At 65.9% G+C, this 19,671-nt stretch carries 20 protein-coding genes; 8 read left to right on the forward strand and 12 right to left on the reverse strand.

Annotation, left to right across the window (positions count from 1 at the left end):
- Positions 1-30: 30 nt before the first annotated feature.
- The 9 genes from xylB to QE393_RS04350 all read right to left on the reverse strand — a co-directional run bounded on the left by xylB (position 31) and on the right by QE393_RS04350 (position 8,986).
- Positions 31-1,527: a xylulokinase gene (gene xylB, locus QE393_RS04310; protein WP_310042258.1), complete on the reverse strand. Its 1,497-nt coding sequence runs from the start codon at positions 1,525-1,527 to the stop codon at positions 31-33.
- 72 nt (positions 1,528-1,599) lie between these two features.
- The gene (locus QE393_RS04315; protein ID WP_310042262.1) at positions 1,600-3,075 is read right to left on the reverse strand and encodes a mannitol dehydrogenase family protein; all 1,476 of its coding nucleotides are present in this window, start codon (positions 3,073-3,075) and stop codon (positions 1,600-1,602) included.
- A gap of 68 nt (positions 3,076-3,143) precedes the next feature.
- Positions 3,144-4,241 carry an ABC transporter ATP-binding protein gene (locus QE393_RS04320; protein WP_273809098.1) on the reverse strand — a complete coding sequence of 366 codons (1,098 nt, stop codon included), beginning with the start codon at positions 4,239-4,241 and terminating at the stop codon, positions 3,144-3,146.
- Between the two features lie 19 nt (positions 4,242-4,260).
- On the reverse strand, positions 4,261-5,094 hold the full coding sequence (locus QE393_RS04325; RefSeq protein ID WP_133859697.1) for a carbohydrate ABC transporter permease: 834 nt from the start codon (positions 5,092-5,094) through the stop codon (positions 4,261-4,263).
- A 10-nt stretch (positions 5,095-5,104) separates the two neighbouring features.
- The gene (locus QE393_RS04330) at positions 5,105-6,037 is read right to left on the reverse strand and encodes a carbohydrate ABC transporter permease (protein WP_273809099.1); all 933 of its coding nucleotides are present in this window, start codon (positions 6,035-6,037) and stop codon (positions 5,105-5,107) included.
- A 122-nt stretch (positions 6,038-6,159) separates the two neighbouring features.
- Positions 6,160-7,485, reverse strand: a complete 1,326-nt coding sequence (locus QE393_RS04335) for a sugar ABC transporter substrate-binding protein (RefSeq protein ID WP_068385265.1) — start codon at positions 7,483-7,485, stop codon at positions 6,160-6,162.
- A 215-nt stretch (positions 7,486-7,700) separates the two neighbouring features.
- Complete coding sequence (locus QE393_RS04340; protein ID WP_273809100.1) at positions 7,701-8,015, reverse strand: hypothetical protein; 315 nt, start codon at positions 8,013-8,015, stop codon at positions 7,701-7,703.
- Between the two features lie 132 nt (positions 8,016-8,147).
- Entirely contained in the window at positions 8,148-8,393 is a 246-nt protein-coding gene (locus QE393_RS04345) for a hypothetical protein (RefSeq protein WP_273809101.1), read from the reverse strand.
- Positions 8,394-8,545: 152 nt separating this feature from the next.
- Complete coding sequence (locus QE393_RS04350) at positions 8,546-8,986, reverse strand: hypothetical protein (protein ID WP_273809102.1); 441 nt, start codon at positions 8,984-8,986, stop codon at positions 8,546-8,548.
- Between the two features lie 301 nt (positions 8,987-9,287).
- Between QE393_RS04350 and QE393_RS04355 the strand changes: the two genes are divergently transcribed.
- Together QE393_RS04355 and QE393_RS04360 are read left to right on the forward strand one after the other, a co-directional pair.
- Positions 9,288-10,097, forward strand: coding sequence for an inositol monophosphatase (locus QE393_RS04355; RefSeq protein ID WP_310042266.1), 810 nt, complete (start codon positions 9,288-9,290; stop codon positions 10,095-10,097).
- Positions 10,098-10,145: 48 nt separating this feature from the next.
- The gene (locus QE393_RS04360; protein WP_310042268.1) at positions 10,146-10,526 is read left to right on the forward strand and encodes a DUF1090 domain-containing protein; all 381 of its coding nucleotides are present in this window, start codon (positions 10,146-10,148) and stop codon (positions 10,524-10,526) included.
- 6 nt (positions 10,527-10,532) lie between these two features.
- Here the strand turns inward: QE393_RS04360 and QE393_RS04365 are convergent, their stop codons facing one another.
- Positions 10,533-11,099: a histidine phosphatase family protein gene (locus tag QE393_RS04365; protein ID WP_310042269.1), complete on the reverse strand. Its 567-nt coding sequence runs from the start codon at positions 11,097-11,099 to the stop codon at positions 10,533-10,535.
- Positions 11,100-11,365: 266 nt separating this feature from the next.
- Between QE393_RS04365 and QE393_RS04370 the strand changes: the two genes are divergently transcribed.
- From QE393_RS04370 to QE393_RS04380, 3 genes are read left to right on the forward strand one after another with little or no spacing between them, the layout of a single operon-like run.
- On the forward strand, positions 11,366-11,815 hold the full coding sequence (locus QE393_RS04370) for a FecR family protein (protein ID WP_310042271.1): 450 nt from the start codon (positions 11,366-11,368) through the stop codon (positions 11,813-11,815).
- Positions 11,812-12,444, forward strand: coding sequence for an OmpA family protein (locus QE393_RS04375; protein WP_310042273.1), 633 nt, complete (start codon positions 11,812-11,814; stop codon positions 12,442-12,444). Before QE393_RS04370 ends, QE393_RS04375 begins: the two co-directional genes overlap by 4 nt.
- Positions 12,445-12,454: 10 nt before the next feature.
- Complete coding sequence (locus QE393_RS04380; RefSeq protein WP_310042275.1) at positions 12,455-14,452, forward strand: CHASE2 domain-containing protein; 1,998 nt, start codon at positions 12,455-12,457, stop codon at positions 14,450-14,452.
- A 246-nt stretch (positions 14,453-14,698) separates the two neighbouring features.
- Here the strand turns inward: QE393_RS04380 and QE393_RS22440 are convergent, their stop codons facing one another.
- The gene (locus QE393_RS22440; RefSeq protein WP_405046276.1) at positions 14,699-15,082 is read right to left on the reverse strand and encodes a hypothetical protein; all 384 of its coding nucleotides are present in this window, start codon (positions 15,080-15,082) and stop codon (positions 14,699-14,701) included.
- Here QE393_RS22440 and QE393_RS04385 point away from each other — a divergent pair.
- The 3 genes from QE393_RS04385 to QE393_RS04395 all read left to right on the forward strand — a co-directional run bounded on the left by QE393_RS04385 (position 15,002) and on the right by QE393_RS04395 (position 19,008).
- Positions 15,002-17,257 carry a TonB-dependent siderophore receptor gene (locus tag QE393_RS04385; RefSeq protein WP_405046277.1) on the forward strand — a complete coding sequence of 752 codons (2,256 nt, stop codon included), beginning with the start codon at positions 15,002-15,004 and terminating at the stop codon, positions 17,255-17,257. The two genes, QE393_RS22440 and QE393_RS04385, sit on opposite strands and share 81 nt — an antisense overlap.
- Before the next feature lie 92 nt (positions 17,258-17,349).
- Positions 17,350-17,850 (forward strand): GNAT family N-acetyltransferase, encoded by a 501-nt coding sequence (locus QE393_RS04390; RefSeq protein WP_273809110.1) that lies wholly within the window; start codon positions 17,350-17,352, stop codon positions 17,848-17,850.
- A 102-nt stretch (positions 17,851-17,952) separates the two neighbouring features.
- A complete protein-coding gene (locus tag QE393_RS04395; RefSeq protein ID WP_310042279.1) occupies positions 17,953-19,008 on the forward strand; it encodes a hypothetical protein in 1,056 nt (351 codons plus the stop codon).
- A 1-nt stretch (position 19,009) separates the two neighbouring features.
- Here QE393_RS04395 and QE393_RS04400 read toward each other — a convergent pair whose 3' ends face one another.
- A complete protein-coding gene (locus QE393_RS04400; RefSeq protein ID WP_273809112.1) occupies positions 19,010-19,639 on the reverse strand; it encodes a LysE family translocator in 630 nt (209 codons plus the stop codon).
- Positions 19,640-19,671 lie beyond the last annotated feature (32 nt).

Raw genomic sequence — 19,671 nt, forward strand, 5'->3', positions numbered from 1 at the left:
CCGCCTGGCGTTTTCCACCCCATCCGCCCGCTAGGCTATCCCGTAGCTCTCACGCAGCTGCTGCCGGTAGCGCTGGTAGGCCGCTTCATACTCGGCGACCTTCGCGGGATCCGGTTCGGCGCGGCTGGCCGGGTCCAGGTGCACGCAGCGTTCGGTGAGGCTGTCCAGCGACTCCGGGCGACCCTGTTCGTGACTCCAGCACCAGGCGGCCTGCAGCGCGCCACCCAGGGCCGCGGCTTCGCCGTGGACCGGGCAGACCACCGGGGTGTTCATCAGGTCGGCGATCAGCTGGCGCCACACCGGGCTCCTGGCGCCGCCGCCGATGAGTCTCAGGGTGTCGCCGGGCATGCCCAGGTCGCGTAGCAGGTCGAAGCCGTATCTCAAGGCGAAGCTCACCCCCTCGACCACCGCCCGGCACAGGTTGGCGCGGGTCAGGTTGGTGGCGGTGAGGCCATGCAGGCTGGCGGTGGCGGTCGGCAGCGCCGGCACCCGTTCGCCATTGAGGAAGGGCAGCATCAGCACTCCCTCCGCGCCGATGGGCGACTCCGCCACCAGACGGGTGAATTCGGCGAGATCCAGGCCGAGCAACTCGCGGATCTGGCCGCTGGCATTGGTCAGGTTCATGGTGCAGATCAGCGGCAGCCAGCCGCCGTTGGACGAGCAGAAGCCCGCCACGGCGGGATGCTCGCTGATGCGGGGTTCGTCGGAATAGCCATAGAGGGTGCCCGAGGTGCCCAGGCTCAGGGTGATCTGGCCGGCGCGGCTGTTGCCGGTGCCCAGGGCGCCCATCATGTTGTCGCCGCCGCCGCTGGAGACCAGCGCCTGGGCGTTGATGCCCAGTTGGCTGGCGACCTCCGGCCGCAGCCGCCCGACCGGCTGATCGGCCTCGATCAACTCCGGCAGCGCGCGCTCCAGGCGACCGCTGGGGTCGATGTGGCGCAGCAGTTCCAGGTCGTACTGGCGGGTGCGCACATTGAAATAGCCGGTGCCCGAGGCATCGCCGTATTCGGCCACGGCGCGTCCGGTCAGCCAGAAGTTCAGGTAATCGTGGGGCAGCAGCACCCGGGCGATCTGGTCGAACACCTCCGGGTGCTGCTCCTTGGTCCAGAGCAGCTTGGAGACGGTGTAGCCCGGCGCGATGGCCAGGCCCAGGCGCTCGATGGAGCCCTCCACGCCGCCCAGGTGTTCCAGCAGACGCTGGTTTTCCGGGGTGGATTCGGTGTCGCACCAGAGCTTGGCCGGACGCAGCACCTTGCCGCTGTCGTCGAGCAGTACCAGACCATGCTGCTGGCCCGAGACGCCGACGCCGAGGATGTCCTGCCCATCGCTGCCGGCCTGCGCCAGGGCGGCGCGGGTGGCCGCCACCAGCGCCCGGACCCAGTCCGCCGGATTCTGCTCGCGGCGGCCGTTGGCTGCCTCGGTCAAGGGGTGAGGCGCACTGCCTTCGCCCAGTACCACCCCGCGCTCGACATCCAGGATCACCGCCTTGGTGCCCTGGGTGCCGCAGTCGATCCCGAGAAACTTCATGCCTGGCCGCTCCTTGTTGTTGTTAGGGCTTGTATGAACTATCGACGCTGCCCAGGCAGTTTTCTGCCAAGGCTAGTCGCCGAGCAGGGTCTGCAAGGTGGCGCTGACCCCATGGGTACGCAAGTTGTACAGCTGCCGCTCGAAGGCGGCAACGAAGGCCGCGGATTTCGGGATGTGCTTACCGAAGATTTCCTCGGCGCCCAGCAGGCGCTCGGTGACGTTCTTCTGGTCCTGCACCAGTTCCTCGCAGTAGTTGGCGCGCGGATCGGGGATGCGATAGGTCGCCCCGGTCTCGTCCACGCCACGCAGGTAGACCGCCCAGGCGGCCACCACCAGCGCGGCGCGATCCAGGGCCTGGTCGTCTTCGATCAGGCGGTTGATGGTCGGTACGGTGAACTTGGGAAACTTCGACGAACCATCGGAGCAGACCCGCTCCAGCTGATCGGCGATGGCGCGATTGGAGAAGCGTTCGATCAGGGTGTCCTTGTACTGGTCGAGATCGATGCCGGGCACCGGAGCCAGCTGCGGGGTCACGTCCTCGTCCATATAGGCGCGGATGTAGCGCACGAACAGCGGATCGGCCATGGTCTCGTGGACGAAGCGGTAACCCTTGAGGAAGCCCAGGTAGGTCAGCGCCAGGTGGCTGCCGTTGAGCAGCTTGATCTTCATCTCTTCATAGGGGGTGACGTCATCGGTGAACTGGACGCCGACGTCTTCCCAGGCCGGACGGCCGGCGACGAACCTGTCTTCCAGCACCCACTGCAGGAAGGGCTCGCAGACCACCGGCCAGGCGTCCTCGACCCCGTGTTCGGCCAGCAGCGCCTCGCGATGGGCGGTGCTGGTCATGGGGGTGATGCGATCGACCATGGCGTTGGGGAAGCTGACGTGCTCGGCGATCCAGCCGTGCAGCTCTTCGTCCACCAGGGCGGCATAGGCCAGCAGGGCCTTGCGGGTGACTTGGCCATTGTGCGGAAGGTTGTCGCAGGACATCACGGTGAAGGGCCCGGTGCCCTCGGCGCGGCGCTTGGCCAGGGCCGCCAGCAGGAAGCCGAAGACGCTGCGCGGATCGCCCGGATGCTGCAGGTCATGCTGGATCAGCGGCAGCTTGAAGTTGAATTCGCCGGTGCTGTCATCCATGCAGTAGCCGCCCTCGGTGATGGTGAGGGAGACGATGCGGGTGCTGGGATGGGCCAGCTTGTCGATCAGCGTCTGGGTGCCGTCCTCGGCCAGCAGCATGCCGCTGATGGCGCCGACGACGCGCACCTCGGTGTCCGGCTCGTCGGCCAGCACTACCTGGGTGTAGAGGTAATCCTGGCCGGCCAGGGCATCACGCATGGCGCGGTCTTCGGCGCGCAGGCCGACGCCGCAGATGCTCCAGTCCAGGTCGCGCCCCTGATTCAGCAGGGCCTCGGTGTAGATGGCCTGGTGCGCGCGGTGGAAGCCGCCGACGCCGATGTGGACGATGCCCTGGCGCAACTGGCAGGCGGCGTAGCCGGGCTTGGCGATGTAGTCGGGAAGTTGTTCGAGGTGCTGGCGATTGAGTTTCACGATGGCGATCCTGCAAGGCGGTGCCCCGGGCGCGCGCAGGGCGCCGGGGCCGGAAGGGGGGAGAGGGGTCAGGCAGCGTTGCGCAGCAGCGGCGCCACGGCGCGGCCCTGTTCGTCGAACAGGTGGCAGAAGTCGACGTCCAGGGCCAGGCGCTGGCGTTCGCCGTAGGCGACGGCGCAGTCACCCGGCACGCGCACGGTCAGCGGCTCCTCGGCCTCGGTGACCATGTGGCAATAGGTGTCGCTGCCCAGGCGCTCGGCCACATCGCTGATCACCGGCAACTGGCCGTCGGCGGCCAGGCGCAGGTGTTCCGGGCGAATGCCCAGGGTTACCGGGCTGCCGATCGCGAGGTCGTCACCACGGCGTGGCAGGTGCAGGCGCGGACCGGCTGCCAGCTCCACCTCCACGCCCTGGGCGTCGGTGGCCACCACCTTGCCCTTGAAGAAGGCCATCTTCGGCGTGCCCAGGAAGCCGGCGACGAAGAGGTTGGCCGGATGGTGATAGAGCTCCAGGGGCGAACCGACCTGCTCGACGCGGCCGCCGTTGAGCACCACCACCTTGGTCGCCAGGGTCATGGCTTCCACCTGGTCGTGGGTCACGTAGATCATGGTGGCCTGCAATTCCTGGTGCAGACGCGCCAGTTCCAGGCGCATCTGCACACGCAGGGCGGCGTCCAGGTTGGACAGGGGTTCGTCGAACAGAAAGATCTTCGGCTGGCGGACGATGGCGCGGCCGATGGCCACCCGCTGGCGCTGGCCACCGGAGAGCTGGCGCGGCTTGCGCTCCAGCAGCGGTGTCAGCTCGAGGATGCGGGCGGCATCGGTGACCTTGCGCTCCACTTCCTGCTTGTCGATCTTGGCCAGGTCGAGGGCGAAGGACAGATTCTTGCGCACGCTCATGTGCGGGTAGAGGGCATAGGTCTGGAACACCATGGCGAGGTCACGCTTGGCCGGCGACACCTCGGTGATGTCGCGGCCGTCCAGTTCCAGGGTGCCGCTGCTGACCTCTTCCAGGCCGGCGATGAGGCGCAGCAGGGTGGACTTGCCGCACCCGGACGGGCCGACGAAGACCACGAATTCGCGGTCGTTGATATCGAGGTCGACGCCCTTGATGATTTCCAGCGAGTCGAAGCCCTTGCGCAGGCTGCGGATTTTCAGATTGGCCATGACAGGAGTCCTCTTGTTCTTATTTCACCGCGCCGAACGACAGGCCGCGGACGAGTTGTTTCTGGCTGATCCAGCCAAAGATCAGGATGGGTGCGCAGGCCAGCGTCGAGACGGCCGACAGCTTGGCCCAGAACAGTCCCTGCGGACTGGAGTAGGAAGCGATCAGCGCGGTCAGCGGGGCGGCGTTGGACGAGGTCAGGTTCAGCGACCAGAAGGCCTCGTTCCAGCAGAGGATCAGCGACAGCAGCATGGTCGAGGCGATGCCGCCCTTGGCGATCGGCAGCAGTACCCGGACGATTTCCTGGTAGGTGGTGGCGCCATCCAGGCGCGCGGCCTCAAGGATGTCCTTGGGGATGTCCTTGAAATAGGTGTAGACCATCCAGACCACGATCGGCAGGTTGATCAGGGTGTAGACGGCGATCAGCAGCAGCCGGCTGTCGAGCAGTTCGAACTGCTTGGCCAGCAGGTAGATGGGCACCAGCACGCCGACGGCCGGCAGCATCTTGGTGGAGAGCATCCACAGCAGCAGGCGCTGGGTGTTCTTGGTCTCGTGGAAGGCCATGGAATAGGCCGCCGGCAGCGCCAGCAGCAGGCTGAGCAGGGTGGCGCCGAAGGAGATCACCACCGAGTTCAGTGCGAAGTGGAAGTAGTCGCTGCGCGCCTGGATGGTCAGGTAGTTCTCCAGCGTGGGCGTGAAGAAGAACTGCGGCGGCGTGGCGAAGGCGTCGATCTCGGTCTTGAAGCTGGTCAGCACCATCCAGAAGATCGGGAAGAACAGCACCAGGGCCACCAGCCAGGCGAGCAGGCCCAGCAGCAGGCTCTGCAGGCGCCGGGATTGCTTGAGCGTCAGCATGTCAGGGTCCTCACTGTTGGGTCAGGTTCTTGCCGAGCATCCGCACCAGGATGATGGCGGCGATGTTGGCGATGAGCACGGCGATCAGGCCACCGGCGGAGGCCAGGCCGACGTCGAACTGCAGCAGGGCCTGGTTGTAGATCAGGTAGGCGAGGTTGGTGGAGGCGAAGCCCGGGCCGCCACTGGTGGTGGTGTAGATCTCGGCGAACACCGAGAGCAGGAAGATCGTCTCGATCATCACCACCACGGCGATGGGCCGCGCCAGGTGCGGCAGGGTCAGGTGCCAGAAGATGGCGAGCGGGCCGGCGCCATCCAGGCGGGCCGCTTCCTTCTGCTCCTGGTCCAGCGACTGCATGGCGGTCATCAGGATGAGAATGGCGAAGGGCAGCCACTGCCAGGACACGATCAGGATGATCGACAGCAGCGGATGGGTGGCCAGCCAGTCCACCGGGGTGGCGCCGAAGAGTTTCCAGACCGCGGCGAGAATGCCGGAGACCGGATGGAAGATCAGGTTCTTCCAGATCAGGGCGCTGACCGTGGGCATGATGAAGAACGGCGAGATCAGCAGGACGCGGACGATGCCGCGGCCAAGGAACTCGCTGGCCTCCAGCAGCGCCGAGATCAGCACGCCGAAGACCACGCTGATCAGCAGCACGCTGCCCACCAGCAGCAGGGTGTTGCTCATGCCGGGCCAGAAGCCGGCATCGGTGACGAAGTATTCGAAGTTCTCCAGGCCGACGAAGGCGTGCTCGCCCGGATAGAGCAGGTTGTAGCGGATCAGCGAGAACCAGATGGTCATGCCCAGGGGCACCAGCATCCACACCAGCAGCAGAGCCACCGAAGGACTGATCAGGAACCAGCCGGGACCGGCACGATGGCGTTGACGACGGGCGGGAGCGGCAGGGGTTTCGACGGCGGGCGTCTTGAGGGTGGAGGTCTGCATGGCGATGCTCCGCAAGGCAGTGGGCCGTGACGAGGCGCTGGCGTCTCGCGACGCCAGCGACGGATCAGGCAGGAAAAGCCGCTAGGCCTGGGTCCGCGGGGCGCGGACCCAGGGCTCCAGCGCTACTTGGGATAGCCGGCGCGCTTCATTTCCCGGGCGGTGGACTGCTGCGCCGCCTGCAGGGCCTGCTCGACCGACATCTGCCCGGTGAGGGCCGCGGCGAACAGCTTGCCCACCGAGGTGCCGATGGCCTGGAACTCGGGGATGGTCACGTACTGGATGCCCACATAGGGCACCGGCTTGGCCGAGGGATGGGCCGGGTCGGCGTGCTGCAGCATGTCCAGCGAGACCTTGGCGAAGGGCGCCGCGTCCATGTAGGCCTGGCTGTAGGTGGACTTGCGGGTGCCCGGCGGCACGTTGGCGATGCCGTCCTTGTCCGCGACCAGCTTGGCGTAGTCCTTGGAGGTGGCCCAGGTCACGAAGGTCTTGGCGGCATCCTTGTGCTTGGAGGAGGTCGGGATACCCAAGGACCAGGCGTACAGCCAGGAGGAGCCCTTGTCGGTGACCTCGCGCGGCGAGCCGGCGAAGCCGACGCTGTCGGCGACCTTGCTCTGGCTCTTGTCCATGGTGAAGGAGCCGGCGACGCTGGCATCGACCCAGATGGCGCACTTGCCGCTGTTGAACAGCGCCAGGTTCTCGTTGAAGCCGTTGCTGGAGGCACCGGGCGGGCCGTACTTCTTCATGTTGGTGACGTAGTAGTTGGCCGCCGCGGTCCATTCCGGACCGGTGAATTCAGGCTGCCACTTCTCGTCGAACCAGCGCGCGCCGAAGGCGTTGGCCATGGTGGTGACCAGGGCCATGTTCTCGCCCCAGCCGGCCTTGCCTCTCAGGCAGAGACCGTACTGGTCCTTGTCCGGCTGGTGCAGCTTGCCGGCGAATTCGGCGATCTGCGTCCAGGTGGGCTGGGCGGGCATGGTCAGGCCAGCCTGCTGGAACAGGTCCTTGCGGTAATAGGTGATGGAGCTTTCGGCGTAGAAGGGCAGCGCATAGAGGGTGCCCTTGACCGAAAGGCCTTCGCGAACCGACGGGAAGAGGTCGTCCAGGTCGTAGTTGGCGGGCAGGTCCTTCATGGGCTCCAGCCAGTTCTGGGCGCCCCAGAGGCCGGTCTCGTACATGCCGATGGTCAGGACGTCGAACTGACCGCCCTGGGTGGCGATGTCGGTGGTCAGCCGCTGCCGCAGCACGTTCTCCTCGAGCACCACCCAGTTGAGCTTGATGTCGGGGTGCTGTTCTTCGAAGGTCTTGGACAGCCGCTGCATGCGGATCATGTCACTGTTGTTGACGGTGGCGATGGTGACCGTTTCGGCGGCCTGGAGGGCCAGCGAGAAGGTCAGGCCTGCAGAGAGGGTAACAGCGGACAATAAAAGCGCTTTTGGTGTTGTTTTCATCTTGCACTCCGCGTCCTGTGCAATGGCAGCAGACGCTTTTCTTGTTGTTGTAACCCACCACGCGGCCGGCTGTGACGGCCTTTGCAGCGGAAGCCACGGACCGATTACAGCCCGTTGCCGCCTGGGAAACAAATGCTGGAAGACACCAAAATCAGTATTTTTTTGCACATCCCCGCAAGGCTGCGCGGGACGCGCGATCCGGCCAACGGCTCTGTCTAGAGACTTTCCGCCTTGACCTTGGTGATGCCGTCCTCGCGATAAAGCTGCAAGGTTCCGGGGGTGGATTCGATCACCCGCTCGTTTTCGATGAGAAAGGAATAGACCGGCGTCGCGCTGCCCGGGGCGCGCAGGTTGCGATATTCGTAGACCACCAGGCGATCGAGCTGCGCGACTCGCTGCGGCGAGCCGAAACTCTGCCGGAGTTGTTCCTGGGTACGGCCGCCGAATTGCGACGGATCGGCCGGGGGAGAGCTTGGCGCCGAGCTGCACGCCGACAGGGCGGCCAGCAAAAGAGGGAATAAGCGTTTCATGGCAGCTCCGCGGGTACGTCAAATGGGCAGACAAATGAGCTGCCCGTAGAACCAGACGGACCCGCGAAAAGCGGATTCATTCCCTGGATGGCAGCAAAAAGACAGACGGTTGTCAGATCATCGGGTGGCGATCTAGAAGACCCAGCGCTGTTCCTGGACCAGCGTCTGACGTTCGTTCAGCCAGCGCGCGGCGTTGATCGGCTGACGCGTATCGCGAAACGAGGTCTCGCTGCTGGAGGGGAGGCTGTTGGTGGCTGAAGTCGGAACCTGCAGAACGAGGTCCGCCAGCTTGAGCGGGGGTATCGCGGGGAGGGAAGCAGCTTCGCCATTGAAGGCGGCAAAGGTTACGATGACGCTGGCCAGAATACGAATTCCCATTCCTTGGGTCTCCTGGTAGATCCGAAGCGCGAATCTACCACTCCACTGCCCATTTGGTTCCTGGTTAGTCTGACGTTAATGCGTAATTGTGACCCTGTTCGTTATCCGCTTGACCCGTGGGTCACGCCCTCGACGGGTCGACGTCGAGCCACTCAGGCGACAGGCAGCGCCTCTTGATGCTTGGCCGCCAGGTAGGCGAAGAGCGGCGGGCAATCCGACACCAGGCTGACCAGGGTCTGGCCACCTGCGGGCTCTTGCCGCAGCAGCACCTTCTCGCCTCGCACGTTGAGGTAGAGGGTGTATTCCGGCGTGCTGGACTGGGCCATGAATCCTTCGCCCATCAGGGCGCTGCCCAGGGCCATCCGTTGCGGCAGGTTGCAGCTGCCCTGCCACTGGAAGGCACGAATGCCAAGGTTCTCCAGGGTTTCGGCAACGGCGCAGTCGATGCTCAACGGCGGATGGTCGAAGAGCGGAAATTCTTGCGACAGCAACTCGAGGTGGCGTTCCAGACCTTCGAAATGCTGTCTGGGAATCAGTCGCCGCAACTGCTGCAGCTGACCATTGCCGTGGAATAGCGAAGTTTGTGCGGTCATGGCGTCCTCCCGGTACAACGAGCACTCAACTGTTCTGACGGCGGCGGGCGGATTTGGTGCGGTCCGTCGCTGCATTTCGCCGTCCTGAGTGCCAATACCCGACAGCCTGCGCCGCCGAGATGACACGGCCATGACCAGGGGTTTCTAGTCGGACCTTTGCCGACATTGGCAGAATTTCGCCAGTGCACGGCCGCGGTCTGACCGGGGCCAGTGGCAACGGCGGTGACGGGCAGGATCGCGACTATTCTTTTCCACCGGTGGAACTGGCACCCTGACGCCTTTTCCCGTTCCAGGAGCGCCCATGACCGCTATCGCCCCCGCCATCGCCGAACGCTACCGCGCTGTCCAGGACATCGCCCGGGAAGCGGCGCAGCTCGGCCTCGATTTCTATCGCCGGCGCGGTGCGCTGCAGGTGGACCACAAGGGCAGCGACCTGCAGGACGTGGTGAGCATCGCCGACAAGACGCTGGAGGATCTCATCCGCCAACGCCTGATCGAGCGCTTTCCAGAGGATGGCCTGCTGGGCGAGGAGGGCGGCGCCACCGACCTGTCCGCACCCTACCTCTGGGTCATAGACCCCATCGACGGCACCGCGCCCTTTCTCAACGGCCTGCACAACTGGTGCGTGTCCATCGGCCTGATGCACGCGGGCGAGCCCTTGCTCGGCGCAATCATGGATCCGAATCACGCCGAACTCTTCCATGGCCTGCGCGGGCACGGCGCCTTCGTCAACGACCAGCCGCTGCGCGTCCATGCGGCCACCGAGATCCGCCAGGGCCTGACCGGGCTGGGTACCACCCACCGACGGGGCAAGGAACACTTCCTGCCGTTCGTGACCGGTCTGCTCGCCGAGGGTGGGCAATTCTTCCGCAATGGCTCGGGTGCCCTGATGACGGCCTATGTCGCCGCCGGCCGGCTGATCGGCTATTACGAGACCCTGATCCATGGCTGGGACTGCCTGGCGGGCCTGGTCCTGATCCAGGAGGCCGGCGGTCGCCACAACGCCTTCCTGCGCAACGACGGCCTGGTCAATGGCAATCCCCTGCTGGTGGCAGCGCCAGGCGTCTACGATCAGCTCGCCGCGCTGGTCGGGCCGTCGCTGGACGGTTGAGCGGAGCGACCCGGAAGCTCTCGCCTTTCAACGCCCGGAGGAATGCCGATGAAAGACCGAACCAGGGCAGTGCTGTTCGCGGCCACCCTGTTGCTGCCCGGCCTGGCTGTCGCAGCCGACGGAGGCTGCGCGGCGAAACGCCTGACGCTGGAACGGCAGATCGCCCAGGCGCAGGCACAAGGCGATGCAGGGCGGCTGGCGGGGTTGCGGCGGGCACTCGGCGCGGTCCAGGCGCACTGCACCGACGCCGGCCTGCGCCAGCAGCGGCTGGATGTCATCCAGGCCCGGAGCCGCGATGTGGCCGAGCGAGAACGGGATCTGCGCAGCGCCCAGGCCAAGGGCGACGCCGACAAGATCCGGGTGCGAACCCGAAAGCTTGCCGAGGCGCGCCGTGAACTGGAAGAGGCTCGTGCCAGGGCGAGCCGCTGAGCGATCTCAGCGCGGCTCCTTGCGATAGATGCTCGGCTTCCAGTAGTCCTTGAGCAGCAGGTGCAGGGGCCCGCGCCAGCCGCGCTTGCGCAACTGCCAGGCGATCAGCACGTTCATGATGCCATGCCCCAGCAGCAGTACCGAACCGTGGCGTTCGGCCAGTTCGATGAGGTGATCGGCCGCCTGGCCGGCGCGGATCGAGGAACTGCCGATGGATTCGGTATGGGCAGCAAAGCCCAGGAACCAGGCGGATCTGAACAGCAGGCGCCAGGCCTTGACCGGCAGTCGCGGTGTATCCAGCTCCAGATAGGGCAGATGGGCTTCGGCATAGCGGTCGTCCACCGGGCTGCCGAGGCGTCCCATCAGGTACTCGAGCGAGCGCACGCAGCGACTCAGGGGACTGCTCACCACGTAACCCGCCTCTTGCGCCAGCCGCCGCGTCTCCGCGGGCTCCTGGCCTGCGGGTACCGGCGCCTTCTGGTAGCGCGCGACCCAGTCCTTCATCTCCCTCGGGGTGCAGCGGGCCTTGCTGGATAGATCGGGCTTGCCGTGACGGACCAGAATGATCTGCATGAAAGGTAACCTGGGAAAGATTGCTCACTAGACCGCTGCCGGTGCCGTTCGTCTCGCGGGGTCGTGATGGCATGGGTAGTGGCCAGGTGCCATTCGTACTACTTTGCGTGCCGCTTGGCTTGTTTATCTGGTAGAAGGTGACTGGGTTCACGAGTCTGGAGCCCTCACCGCTGCGCAGCAGGCCGCTTCAAGGTGCCATCCGAGGTCCTGCCGGCAATCCGTCGCCCCGCGGCGGCCACGCCCTTCCATCCAGGGACCAGGAAAGCATGAAGACAACACTGTTCGCATTGGCGCTGCTCGGGCTGCAATTGCTGGGATCCGCGCAGGTCACGGCCGCGGAAGAGGCGCATGTGGCGCTGATCAAGAGCGTCTCGGGCAGCGTCAGGGTACTGCGCCAGAACGCCACCCTGGACGCTCAGGCCGGTACCACCCTGGAGGTGGCCGATCGCCTGCAGGCCGGCCCGGACGCCACCGCAGCCATTGTCTTCCTCGACGGCACCCTGCTCACCTTGGGCAGCGACGCCGATGTGCAATTGCGTGACTATCTGTTTGAACCCAAGCGCAGTCGCTATGGCTTCTCGCTGTACCTGACCAAGGGCTCCGCCATCTACTCGTCCGGCAAGATCGGCAAGGTCGCCCCCGACACGGTCAAGATCGAAACGCCGACCGCGACCATCGGCGTGCGTGGCACCCGTTTCCTGGTCCAGGCCCAATGAACGCGGTGGTCGCTGTCGCATCCCCTGGTCGTCTGCTGCTCAGCGTGCTGTTGTCCGCGCTGCTGCTGGGCGGCTGTGCCAGCCCGCCGCCACCGCAGACACGGGTCATCCTGATGCCCGATGAAGACGGCCATGTCGGCGCCGTTTCGGTGACCAGCCCGGCGGGGCGCCAGGCCATCGACCAGGGCTTCGGCGAGGTCACGGTGGGCGCACCGGGGCAGGCGCCTACCGCTGTGCAGGCGGTGGCCCAACCTCTTTTCGAGCAGCAGCATCGACAGGTGCTGGCGGCTCAGCCGTCGCCGCCGAAGACCTACATGCTCAACTTCCTCTCCGACAGCATGGAGCTCACCCCGCAGTCCAAGGCGCTCCTGCCCGAGGTGCTGGAAACGGCACGGCAGCGCATCCCCACGGAAATTTCGGTATTCGGCCATGCGGATGGCTCGGGAGCGCCTTCCTACAACCTCGACCTCTCGGGGCAGCGTGCCCGCAAGGTGGCCGGTCTGCTGCAGCGGCTCGATCCCAAGTTGCGCATCAATGTCGAGTTTTTCGGCGATACCGTGCCCCTGGTACCGACCCGTCCCGGCAAGTCCGAGCCACGCAACCGGCGTGTCGAAGTCCTGATTCTCTAGGATCGCGGGCATGAATTCCGTTGCGACCCTGCTGCGCCGGCGCGCGCCCTGGATGTTCCTGGTCAGCCTGGGGCTGTCGCTGGCCTTCGGCCTCGCTGCCCTGGCGCAGTTGTCGCCGCTGCAGTACCTCGACCGCCTCGCCTACGACCAGCTCAGCCGCCTTGCGGCCAGCACCGAGGATGCCGCGGATGTCCAGGTGGTCAGCATCGACGAGGCGAGTCTGGCCGCGCTCGGGCAGTGGCCCTGGCCCCGCTACCGGGTCGCTCAGCTGCTCTCGCGGATCGCCGAGGCCGAGCCGGCGGCGATCGCCGTGGATGTCCTGTTCAGCGAGCCGGATCGGACCTCGCTCAAGGCCTTGCAGCAGAGTTTCCGCGACGACTTCGGTGTGGACCTGAGCTTTTCCGGGGTGCCTGCGGAATTGCAGGACAATGACGGTTATCTCGGCTACGTCATGGGCCAGACGGGGGCCGTCGGTGCCCGTTTCTTCTTTCTCGATCTGCAGCAGCCCGTTTCCGGCGGGCTACGGCCAGGGGTCGGCTTCACGGGCGCCCTCGACGCCCTGCAGCTGCCCGAAGCCAGAGGCGCGCTGGACAATGTGGCCCCCATCGCCAGCCAGACGCGCTTCAGTGGCTTCATCAACAGCCAGCGTGACAGCGACGGCATCCTGCGGCGCGTCCCCCTGCTGCTCAGTCATCAGGGCATCCTCCATCCGAGTCTGGCGCTGGCCGCCACCCTACGCGCCCTGGGGCTGAACGAGGGCGTGGTGGAGAGCGGCCTTGCCGGGCCGACCCTGCGACTCGGTGATCATCGGCTGCCACTCGATCGCGAAGGCCAGGCGCTGCTGCGGCTGCACAGCGGGGCCGAGCACTATCCGGAAGTCTCGGCCCTGGCGGTGCTCAGCGGCGCGGTGGCCCCGGCCACCCTCAAGGGCAAGGTCGTCTTCGTCGGCGTCTCGGCCGCGGGCTTCAACGACCTGCACACGACGGCGCTGGGCCAGATCTTTTCCGGCGTCAGGCTGCAGGCCGCCCTGACCCAGGACCTGCTGGACGATGCCCTGGTACGGATTCCCCAGTTCGCCGGCGTGCTGCAACTGGTGCTCTGCCTGACAGGCGGCCTGCTGCTTGCCGTTGGCTTTCTCTTCAATCGCAGTCAGCGTCGCTTCGCCCTGTTGGCGGCCGCCTTGATCGTCCTGCCGCAGCTGCTGGGCGCCTGGCTGTTCGTTCGCCATGACGTCTTCCTGCCGCTGGCCGCACCCCTGTTGCTGGTGGCGATGCTCTCGGCGCTGGCGCTGATCACCCGGATCATCCTGGCGCGCCAGCACGAAGAGCGCTGGCGCCGGCAGCTGGAACGCTCGCGGCAGGTCACCATCGAGTCCATGGCGGCGGTCGCCGAGACCCGGGATCCCGAGACCGGTGCCCATATCAAGCGCACCCAGTACTACGTTCGCGCCATTGCCGAGCAGTTGCGGCAGTCCGGTCACGCGCCGGAGCAACTCACGCCCGACTACATCAAGCTGCTGTTCCTGTCCGCGCCCCTGCACGACATCGGCAAGGTCGGGGTGCCGGATGCCATCCTGCTCAAGCCCGGCCGGCTGACGCCGGAGGAGATGCAGGTGATGCAGCGGCATGCCGAATTCGGTCGGCAGATCATCCTCAGCACGGCCAGCCATCTGGAGGATGACAACTTTCTCGCCCTGGCCGCCGAGATCGCCAGCACCCACCACGAGAAGTGGGATGGCAGCGGCTATCCCAACGGACTGTCCGGTACCGGCATCCCGCTGGCCGGCCGGATCATGGCGGTGGCCGATATCTACGACGCCCTGATCAGTCGGCGCTGTTACAAGGAGCCGTTCAGCCATGCGGATTCGCTGCAGATGATGCGCGAGATGCGCGGCAGCACCTTCGATCCCCTGGTGCTCGACGCCTTCCTGGCCATCGAGCCGCAGATCTGCGCCATCGCCCAGCGCTTTCACGATGAGGGAGTGGGTGGCTCCAGGCGGCTGGTCTGAACCGGCCCGCTGCCGTCTGCAGCTTTCCCCAGTCGCCGCGCTCTGTTTCCAAGTCCGCCTTCACACCACCGACAGACCGCCGCTCGCGCAACAGCTTTGCCCACTGCCGCGCAAACAAGGCAGGGCAGTCCCTGTTTCCTTGAAACATTTCCTCGAAAATAGTCCGGGCAGAGCGATGGAAGGCCGGCACCTGCAGAGGCGCGTCCTTGAGCGCTTCCTTCGTGCAAACATCTGATTTGCGTTCGCTTATGATATTAATTTGCATTTACAGATGCATCCAGGTTGCATAGCCTGCGTTCCGCCGCGCAAGACGGCAACGGATACCGGTCCCTGGAAAGCCTCCAGCGAGTCCTTACGTGGGGTACGGACGGGTCGGTGTTTCCCTAGAGGACGACCAACGACATGCAGCTCTTTTCCCTTCGCCTCATCGCGCTTTCCGTCTCCCTGGGCGTGGCGACGCTCGCCCAGGCCGCCCCCGTGGCGCTGTCGCAACCGGCGCAGCCACTGGCCGATGCCTTGCAGAGCTTCGCGCGCGCGAGTGGCTTCCAGGTGAACTACGATCCTGCTGCCCTGGTGGGCAAGCGAGCGCCGGCACTGGCGGGGCGGATGGAGCCGGATGTCGCCCTGCAGCGCCTGCTGGCGGGCACTGGCCTGGCGGCCTCGGTCAGCGGCTCGGTCGCGACCGTCGCCCCGGTGGCCACCCAGGCGGCGGCCGGCAGCGTGGCGCTGGAAGCCACTACCATCAGCGCGGACGATGGCTCCCTGACGGGCCGGACGACCACCGAAGGGACGCGCTCCTACACCACCGGCGCCATGAGCACCTCCACCGGCCTGCCGCTGTCGATCCGGGAGACGCCCCAGTCGGTGAGCGTCATCACCCGGCAGCGCATGGAAGACCAGGGCATGACCGATCTCAACGATGTGGTCAGATACGCCCCGGGCGTGACGCTGAACAAGTTCGGTGGCGACCGCCAGGAATTCCTCTCCCGCGGCTTCCGCATCGACAACATCATGTACGACGGCCTGCCCACCACGGCCGGGACCTTCACCCTCGACACCCTGTCCTCGGCCGATCTGTCCATCTACGACCGCGTCGAGGTGGTCCGTGGCGCCACCGGCCTGATGACCGGCGCCGGCGATCCTTCGGCCACCCTGAATCTGGTTCGCAAGCGCCCGACCGCCTTCCCCCAGGTCAGCGTCACCACCAGCGCCGGCAGCTGGGACCGCTACCGTACCGAGGTCGACGCCTCCAACAAGCTCAACGAAGCCGGCACCCTGCGCGGTCGCGCTGTGGCCGCCTACGAGGACGGCCACAGCTTCCAGGACGTGCGCGAGCGCAAGCGCCAGACCTTCTATGGCGTCCTCGAAGCGGATCTCAGCGACGCCACCACCTGGACCATTGGCGCCTCCAAGCAGCGCGAGGACAAGACCTCCGACTGGGGCAGCCTGCCCAGCGGCCCTAACGGCGAAGATCTGCACCTATCGCGCTCCACCTTCCTGAGCGGCGACTGGGCCTACTGGGATCAGGACAACTACACCCTGTTCTCGGACATCACCCACACCTTCGACAACGGCTGGAAGGCCAAGCTGGCGGCGCAGCAGGTCTGGGCCAATTCCGATACCTATTCCAACTACGTCACCACTCTGCCGAGCAACAACTACGCCTACAACACGGTGGCCGATCTCGGTACCGCTTCCGGTGCCTACCGTACCGATTCCGACCAGCTCAACATCGATGCCTCGGTCAGCGGTCCCTTCCAGTTGCTGGGTCGCGAGCACGAACTGATGGCCGGGATCAGTCGCCGTCAGGAGAAGTTCTATCAGCGTGGCGGCTACTCGGGCGCGACACCGATCGACATCTACAACTTTCGCCCCAGCAGCATCCCCAAGCCAGCCAAGGACAGCCTGACGCCCTATGCCAGCAAGAACACCACGACCGAAGAGGCGATCTACGCGGCGGCGCGCTTCAACCCTATAGATCCGCTTCACGTCATCGTCGGTGGCCGCGTCAGCTGGTATGACTTCGACAATCTCTACAGCGATGATGATTACAAGGCCACGCGTGAATTCACGCCCTATGCCGGCATCATCTACGACCTGAACGACACCTATTCGGTCTACGCCAGCTACACCGATATCTTCAAACCGCAGAGCCAGCAGAACAGCGGTAACTCGGTGCTCGCCCCCATGACGGGCAAGAGTTACGAGATTGGCCTGAAGGGCGCCTATTTCGACGGTGCGCTGAATGCCTCCGTGGCGCTCTTCGAGACCATTCAGGAGGGCCGCGCCTATGAGCTGTCCCCTCAGCCGATCGAGTGCACCCGGCAGAGCCGTACCTGCTACGACACCGCCGGCGAAGTGCGCAGCCGCGGCATCGATGCGGAGATCTCCGGTCAACTGGCGCCCAACTGGCAGGCCTCTGCGGCCTATACCCTGGTGCTGAGCGAATACACCAAGGATCTGGTCTACGAAGACCGCCGCTTCGCTCCGGAGCAGCCCAAGCATCTGTTTAAGGCCGCCACCAGCTACCAGTTGACCGGTAATCTGAGCAACTGGCGCATCGGCGCCGATGTGCTGGCACAGAGCGAGACCTTCAAGCGGGTGGGTAACGGCGAGGCCAAGCAGGACAGCTACTCTGTGGTCGGCCTGATGGCGGGCTACCGCTTTAACGACCACTGGGATGGCCGCGTCAACTTCAACAACATCTTCGACGAGAAGTACTGGCAGGGCATTCCCAGCGGCACGGGTTTCGGCACCTACGGCGATCCCCGCAACGTCATGCTCAGCCTGAAGTGGACCCTCTGATCCCGCGACGCCGTCAGCGAGCTTGCGCTTCGCCCTTGTCCGATCCCCCGGACCTGGGCGAAGCTGCGGACTTCCGCGAAGGAGTGCCGTCCATGTCCAGCTCGCTCGTCCACCTGGAACGCTATGCCGATCGTCACGCCGAGGGCCTGGCCGCCCTCTATGGCGATCCGGCGGTGGCGCGACAGGTGCTGCAATTGCCCTATCAGACCGCCGAGCAATGGCGGCAACGGCAGAGTGCCGAGCGCGAGGGCCGGGTGGCGCTGGTCGCCCTGCAGCAGGGGCGGGTCGTGGGCAGCGCCAGTCTCGAACAGCAGCCGCGCATTCGCCGCCAGCACTGCGGGGCCCTCGGCATGGGGGTAGCCCGCGATTGCCAGGGGCAAGGCATCGGCACCCAGCTGCTGACGGCCCTGCTCGACCTCGCCGACAACTGGATGAATCTGCAACGGGTCGAGCTGACCGTCTTCAGCGACAACGAGCCGGCCCTGGCGCTCTATCGCAAGCTCGGTTTCGAACAAGAAGGTCTGCTGCGCCGCTATGCCCTGCGCGATGGGGTGTTCACCGATGTCTACAGCATGGCGCGCTTCAAACCCTGATCCAGGTGTATGAGAGAAACTTGAGTTCATCACAAGAAACCTGAGTTTGTTTCATGCGTCGCGCGAGCAGACAATCTCCACCCTGTCAGGTGGAGGTGTGTAATGGTCAAGATTCATTCCCAGGGTTCCGTGCGGAGCGAGCAACAGGGTGACGCGTCCCTGGCGTCTCGCGACGATTGCGACCGTGCCGCCCTGATCGCCCAGGGACGCCAGCAGCGTCGGCAGGCGTGGCGTGCCCAGCAGGCTGCGGGTTGTGAGTGGCTCGCGACAGGCGACTCTGGCTGGGGCGATCGGGTGCTGGCGCACTCCTATCTGGTAGACGCTGCCGCCCATATCGAGGCGGCGGACGATCACGGGTTCGCCGGCACCTGCCAGGTTCCCGTATTCACCTCAGACCAGTCCTTTGCCATCGGCTGGGAGCAGCTGTTCGACGAGGTCGCCGAGGCCCAGGCGCTCGGTCTGGCCGTCAAGCCGATAATCCTCGGGCCGCTGAGCTATCTGTGGCTCGGTCGCTCGCTGGATCCCGCCTTCGACCGCCTCGAGCTGCTGGAGTCGCTGCTGCCGGTCTATGGCGAAATCTTCGCGCGGTTGGCCGCCCAGGGCGTGGAATGGATCCAGCTCGACGAGCCGCTGCTGGCGCTGGAGCTGCCGCTGGCCTGGCGTACCGCCTTCGAAAGGGCCTACAACCTGCTGCAGCGCGAGCCGCTGAAGAAGCTGCTGGGCGTGCGTCACGGGGAGTTGATCGACAATCTGGGACTGGCTGTCGCTCTACCGGTGGAGGGGCTGCATGTCGACTGGCCGCGTTCGGTCCAGGCCCAGCAGGGGCTGCTCGATCGGCTGCCGGCCTACAAGACGCTGTCGCTGGGCCTGATCGAGGATACCGAGGCCGGGCAGATCGGCCAGCAGCGGCGGCTGCACTTCGCCCGCCAGGTCGGCGAACGCCTGCAGGAGCACCTCTGGCTGTCGCCCGCGGTCTTTGCCGGGGATGCCGACACGGCCCGGGCCGCTGCTCTGACAGCCGAATTCAACGCTCTGGTGCGGACCGCTCGCCTGGCAGCCGTGGACAAGCCGGTAGCGCCCAGGGAACAGCCCTGGTCGGCGATCGAGGCGGCCCTGGCCAAGCTGGGCGCCGCCCAGTCCGGGCTGGTGTCGTCCTGAATCAGCGGTGGGCGGTCAGCAGCAGACCGCCGGCGCCGGCAAAGAAGGCCCCGGTAGCCTGGTTGAGGCGGCGGACCCCGCGGGGGCCGCGGATGAAGCGGCGGATCTGCCGACCGAACAGGCCGTAGACGAAGGCCGCGACCATTTCCGCGAACAGATGGGTGCCCCCCAGGTAGACGAACTGCTGGGTCGTCGGCTGGCTGGGGTCGATGAATTGCGGAAAGACCGCGGCGAACAGCAGGATCGCCTTGGGATTGCTGATGCCGATGAGGAATTCCTGCAGCATCAGTCGGTGCAGCGCCCGCGGTTGCGCCGCGCCGGTCTCGGTCAGGTCCAGCCCGTCGAAGGCCCGGCTGCGCCAGCTCTTCACGCCGAGGTAGAGCAGGTAGAGCGCGCCGATCCACTTGATGACGGTGAAGGCCGTCTCCGAAGCCAGCAGCATGGCGCCCAGGCCCACCGCCGAGATCACCAGGAAGATCACGAAGGCCACATCGCGACCCAGGGCCGCCAAGCCCGCGGTCACCGCGCCATGGCGGATGCCGTTGCCGAGCGAGCAGAAGTTGTTGGGGCCGGGGGTCAGGGCGATGAGCAGGGCGACCGGAAAGAACAGCAGGGCATCGACGAGGTTCATGGCGGTCGCCTGGCGCGCCACGCAGGCGCTGA

This window comes from Pseudomonas sp. SORGH_AS_0211 (assembly GCF_031453455.1).
Classification (GTDB): domain Bacteria; phylum Pseudomonadota; class Gammaproteobacteria; order Pseudomonadales; family Pseudomonadaceae; genus Chryseomonas; species Chryseomonas aestiva.

Coding starts and splice junctions, on each gene's coding strand:
- xylB (WP_310042258.1), bottom strand. CDS start 1,527: ATGAAGTTTCTCGGGATCGACTGCGGCACCCAGGGCACCAAGGCGGTG.
- QE393_RS04320 (WP_273809098.1), bottom strand. CDS start 4,241: ATGGCCAATCTGAAAATCCGCAGCCTGCGCAAGGGCTTCGACTCGCTG.
- QE393_RS04325 (WP_133859697.1), bottom strand. CDS start 5,094: ATGCTGACGCTCAAGCAATCCCGGCGCCTGCAGAGCCTGCTGCTGGGC.
- QE393_RS04330 (WP_273809099.1), bottom strand. CDS start 6,037: ATGCAGACCTCCACCCTCAAGACGCCCGCCGTCGAAACCCCTGCCGCT.
- QE393_RS04335 (WP_068385265.1), bottom strand. CDS start 7,485: ATGAAAACAACACCAAAAGCGCTTTTATTGTCCGCTGTTACCCTCTCT.
- QE393_RS04340 (WP_273809100.1), bottom strand. CDS start 8,015: ATGAAACGCTTATTCCCTCTTTTGCTGGCCGCCCTGTCGGCGTGCAGC.
- QE393_RS04345 (WP_273809101.1), bottom strand. CDS start 8,393: ATGGGAATTCGTATTCTGGCCAGCGTCATCGTAACCTTTGCCGCCTTC.
- QE393_RS04350 (WP_273809102.1), bottom strand. CDS start 8,986: ATGACCGCACAAACTTCGCTATTCCACGGCAATGGTCAGCTGCAGCAG.
- QE393_RS04355 (WP_310042266.1), top strand. CDS start 9,288: ATGACCGCTATCGCCCCCGCCATCGCCGAACGCTACCGCGCTGTCCAG.
- QE393_RS04360 (WP_310042268.1), top strand. CDS start 10,146: ATGAAAGACCGAACCAGGGCAGTGCTGTTCGCGGCCACCCTGTTGCTG.
- QE393_RS04365 (WP_310042269.1), bottom strand. CDS start 11,099: ATGCAGATCATTCTGGTCCGTCACGGCAAGCCCGATCTATCCAGCAAG.
- QE393_RS04370 (WP_310042271.1), top strand. CDS start 11,366: ATGAAGACAACACTGTTCGCATTGGCGCTGCTCGGGCTGCAATTGCTG.
- QE393_RS04375 (WP_310042273.1), top strand. CDS start 11,812: ATGAACGCGGTGGTCGCTGTCGCATCCCCTGGTCGTCTGCTGCTCAGC.
- QE393_RS04380 (WP_310042275.1), top strand. CDS start 12,455: ATGAATTCCGTTGCGACCCTGCTGCGCCGGCGCGCGCCCTGGATGTTC.
- QE393_RS04390 (WP_273809110.1), top strand. CDS start 17,350: ATGTCCAGCTCGCTCGTCCACCTGGAACGCTATGCCGATCGTCACGCC.
- QE393_RS04395 (WP_310042279.1), top strand. CDS start 17,953: ATGGTCAAGATTCATTCCCAGGGTTCCGTGCGGAGCGAGCAACAGGGT.
- QE393_RS04400 (WP_273809112.1), bottom strand. CDS start 19,639: ATGAACCTCGTCGATGCCCTGCTGTTCTTTCCGGTCGCCCTGCTCATC.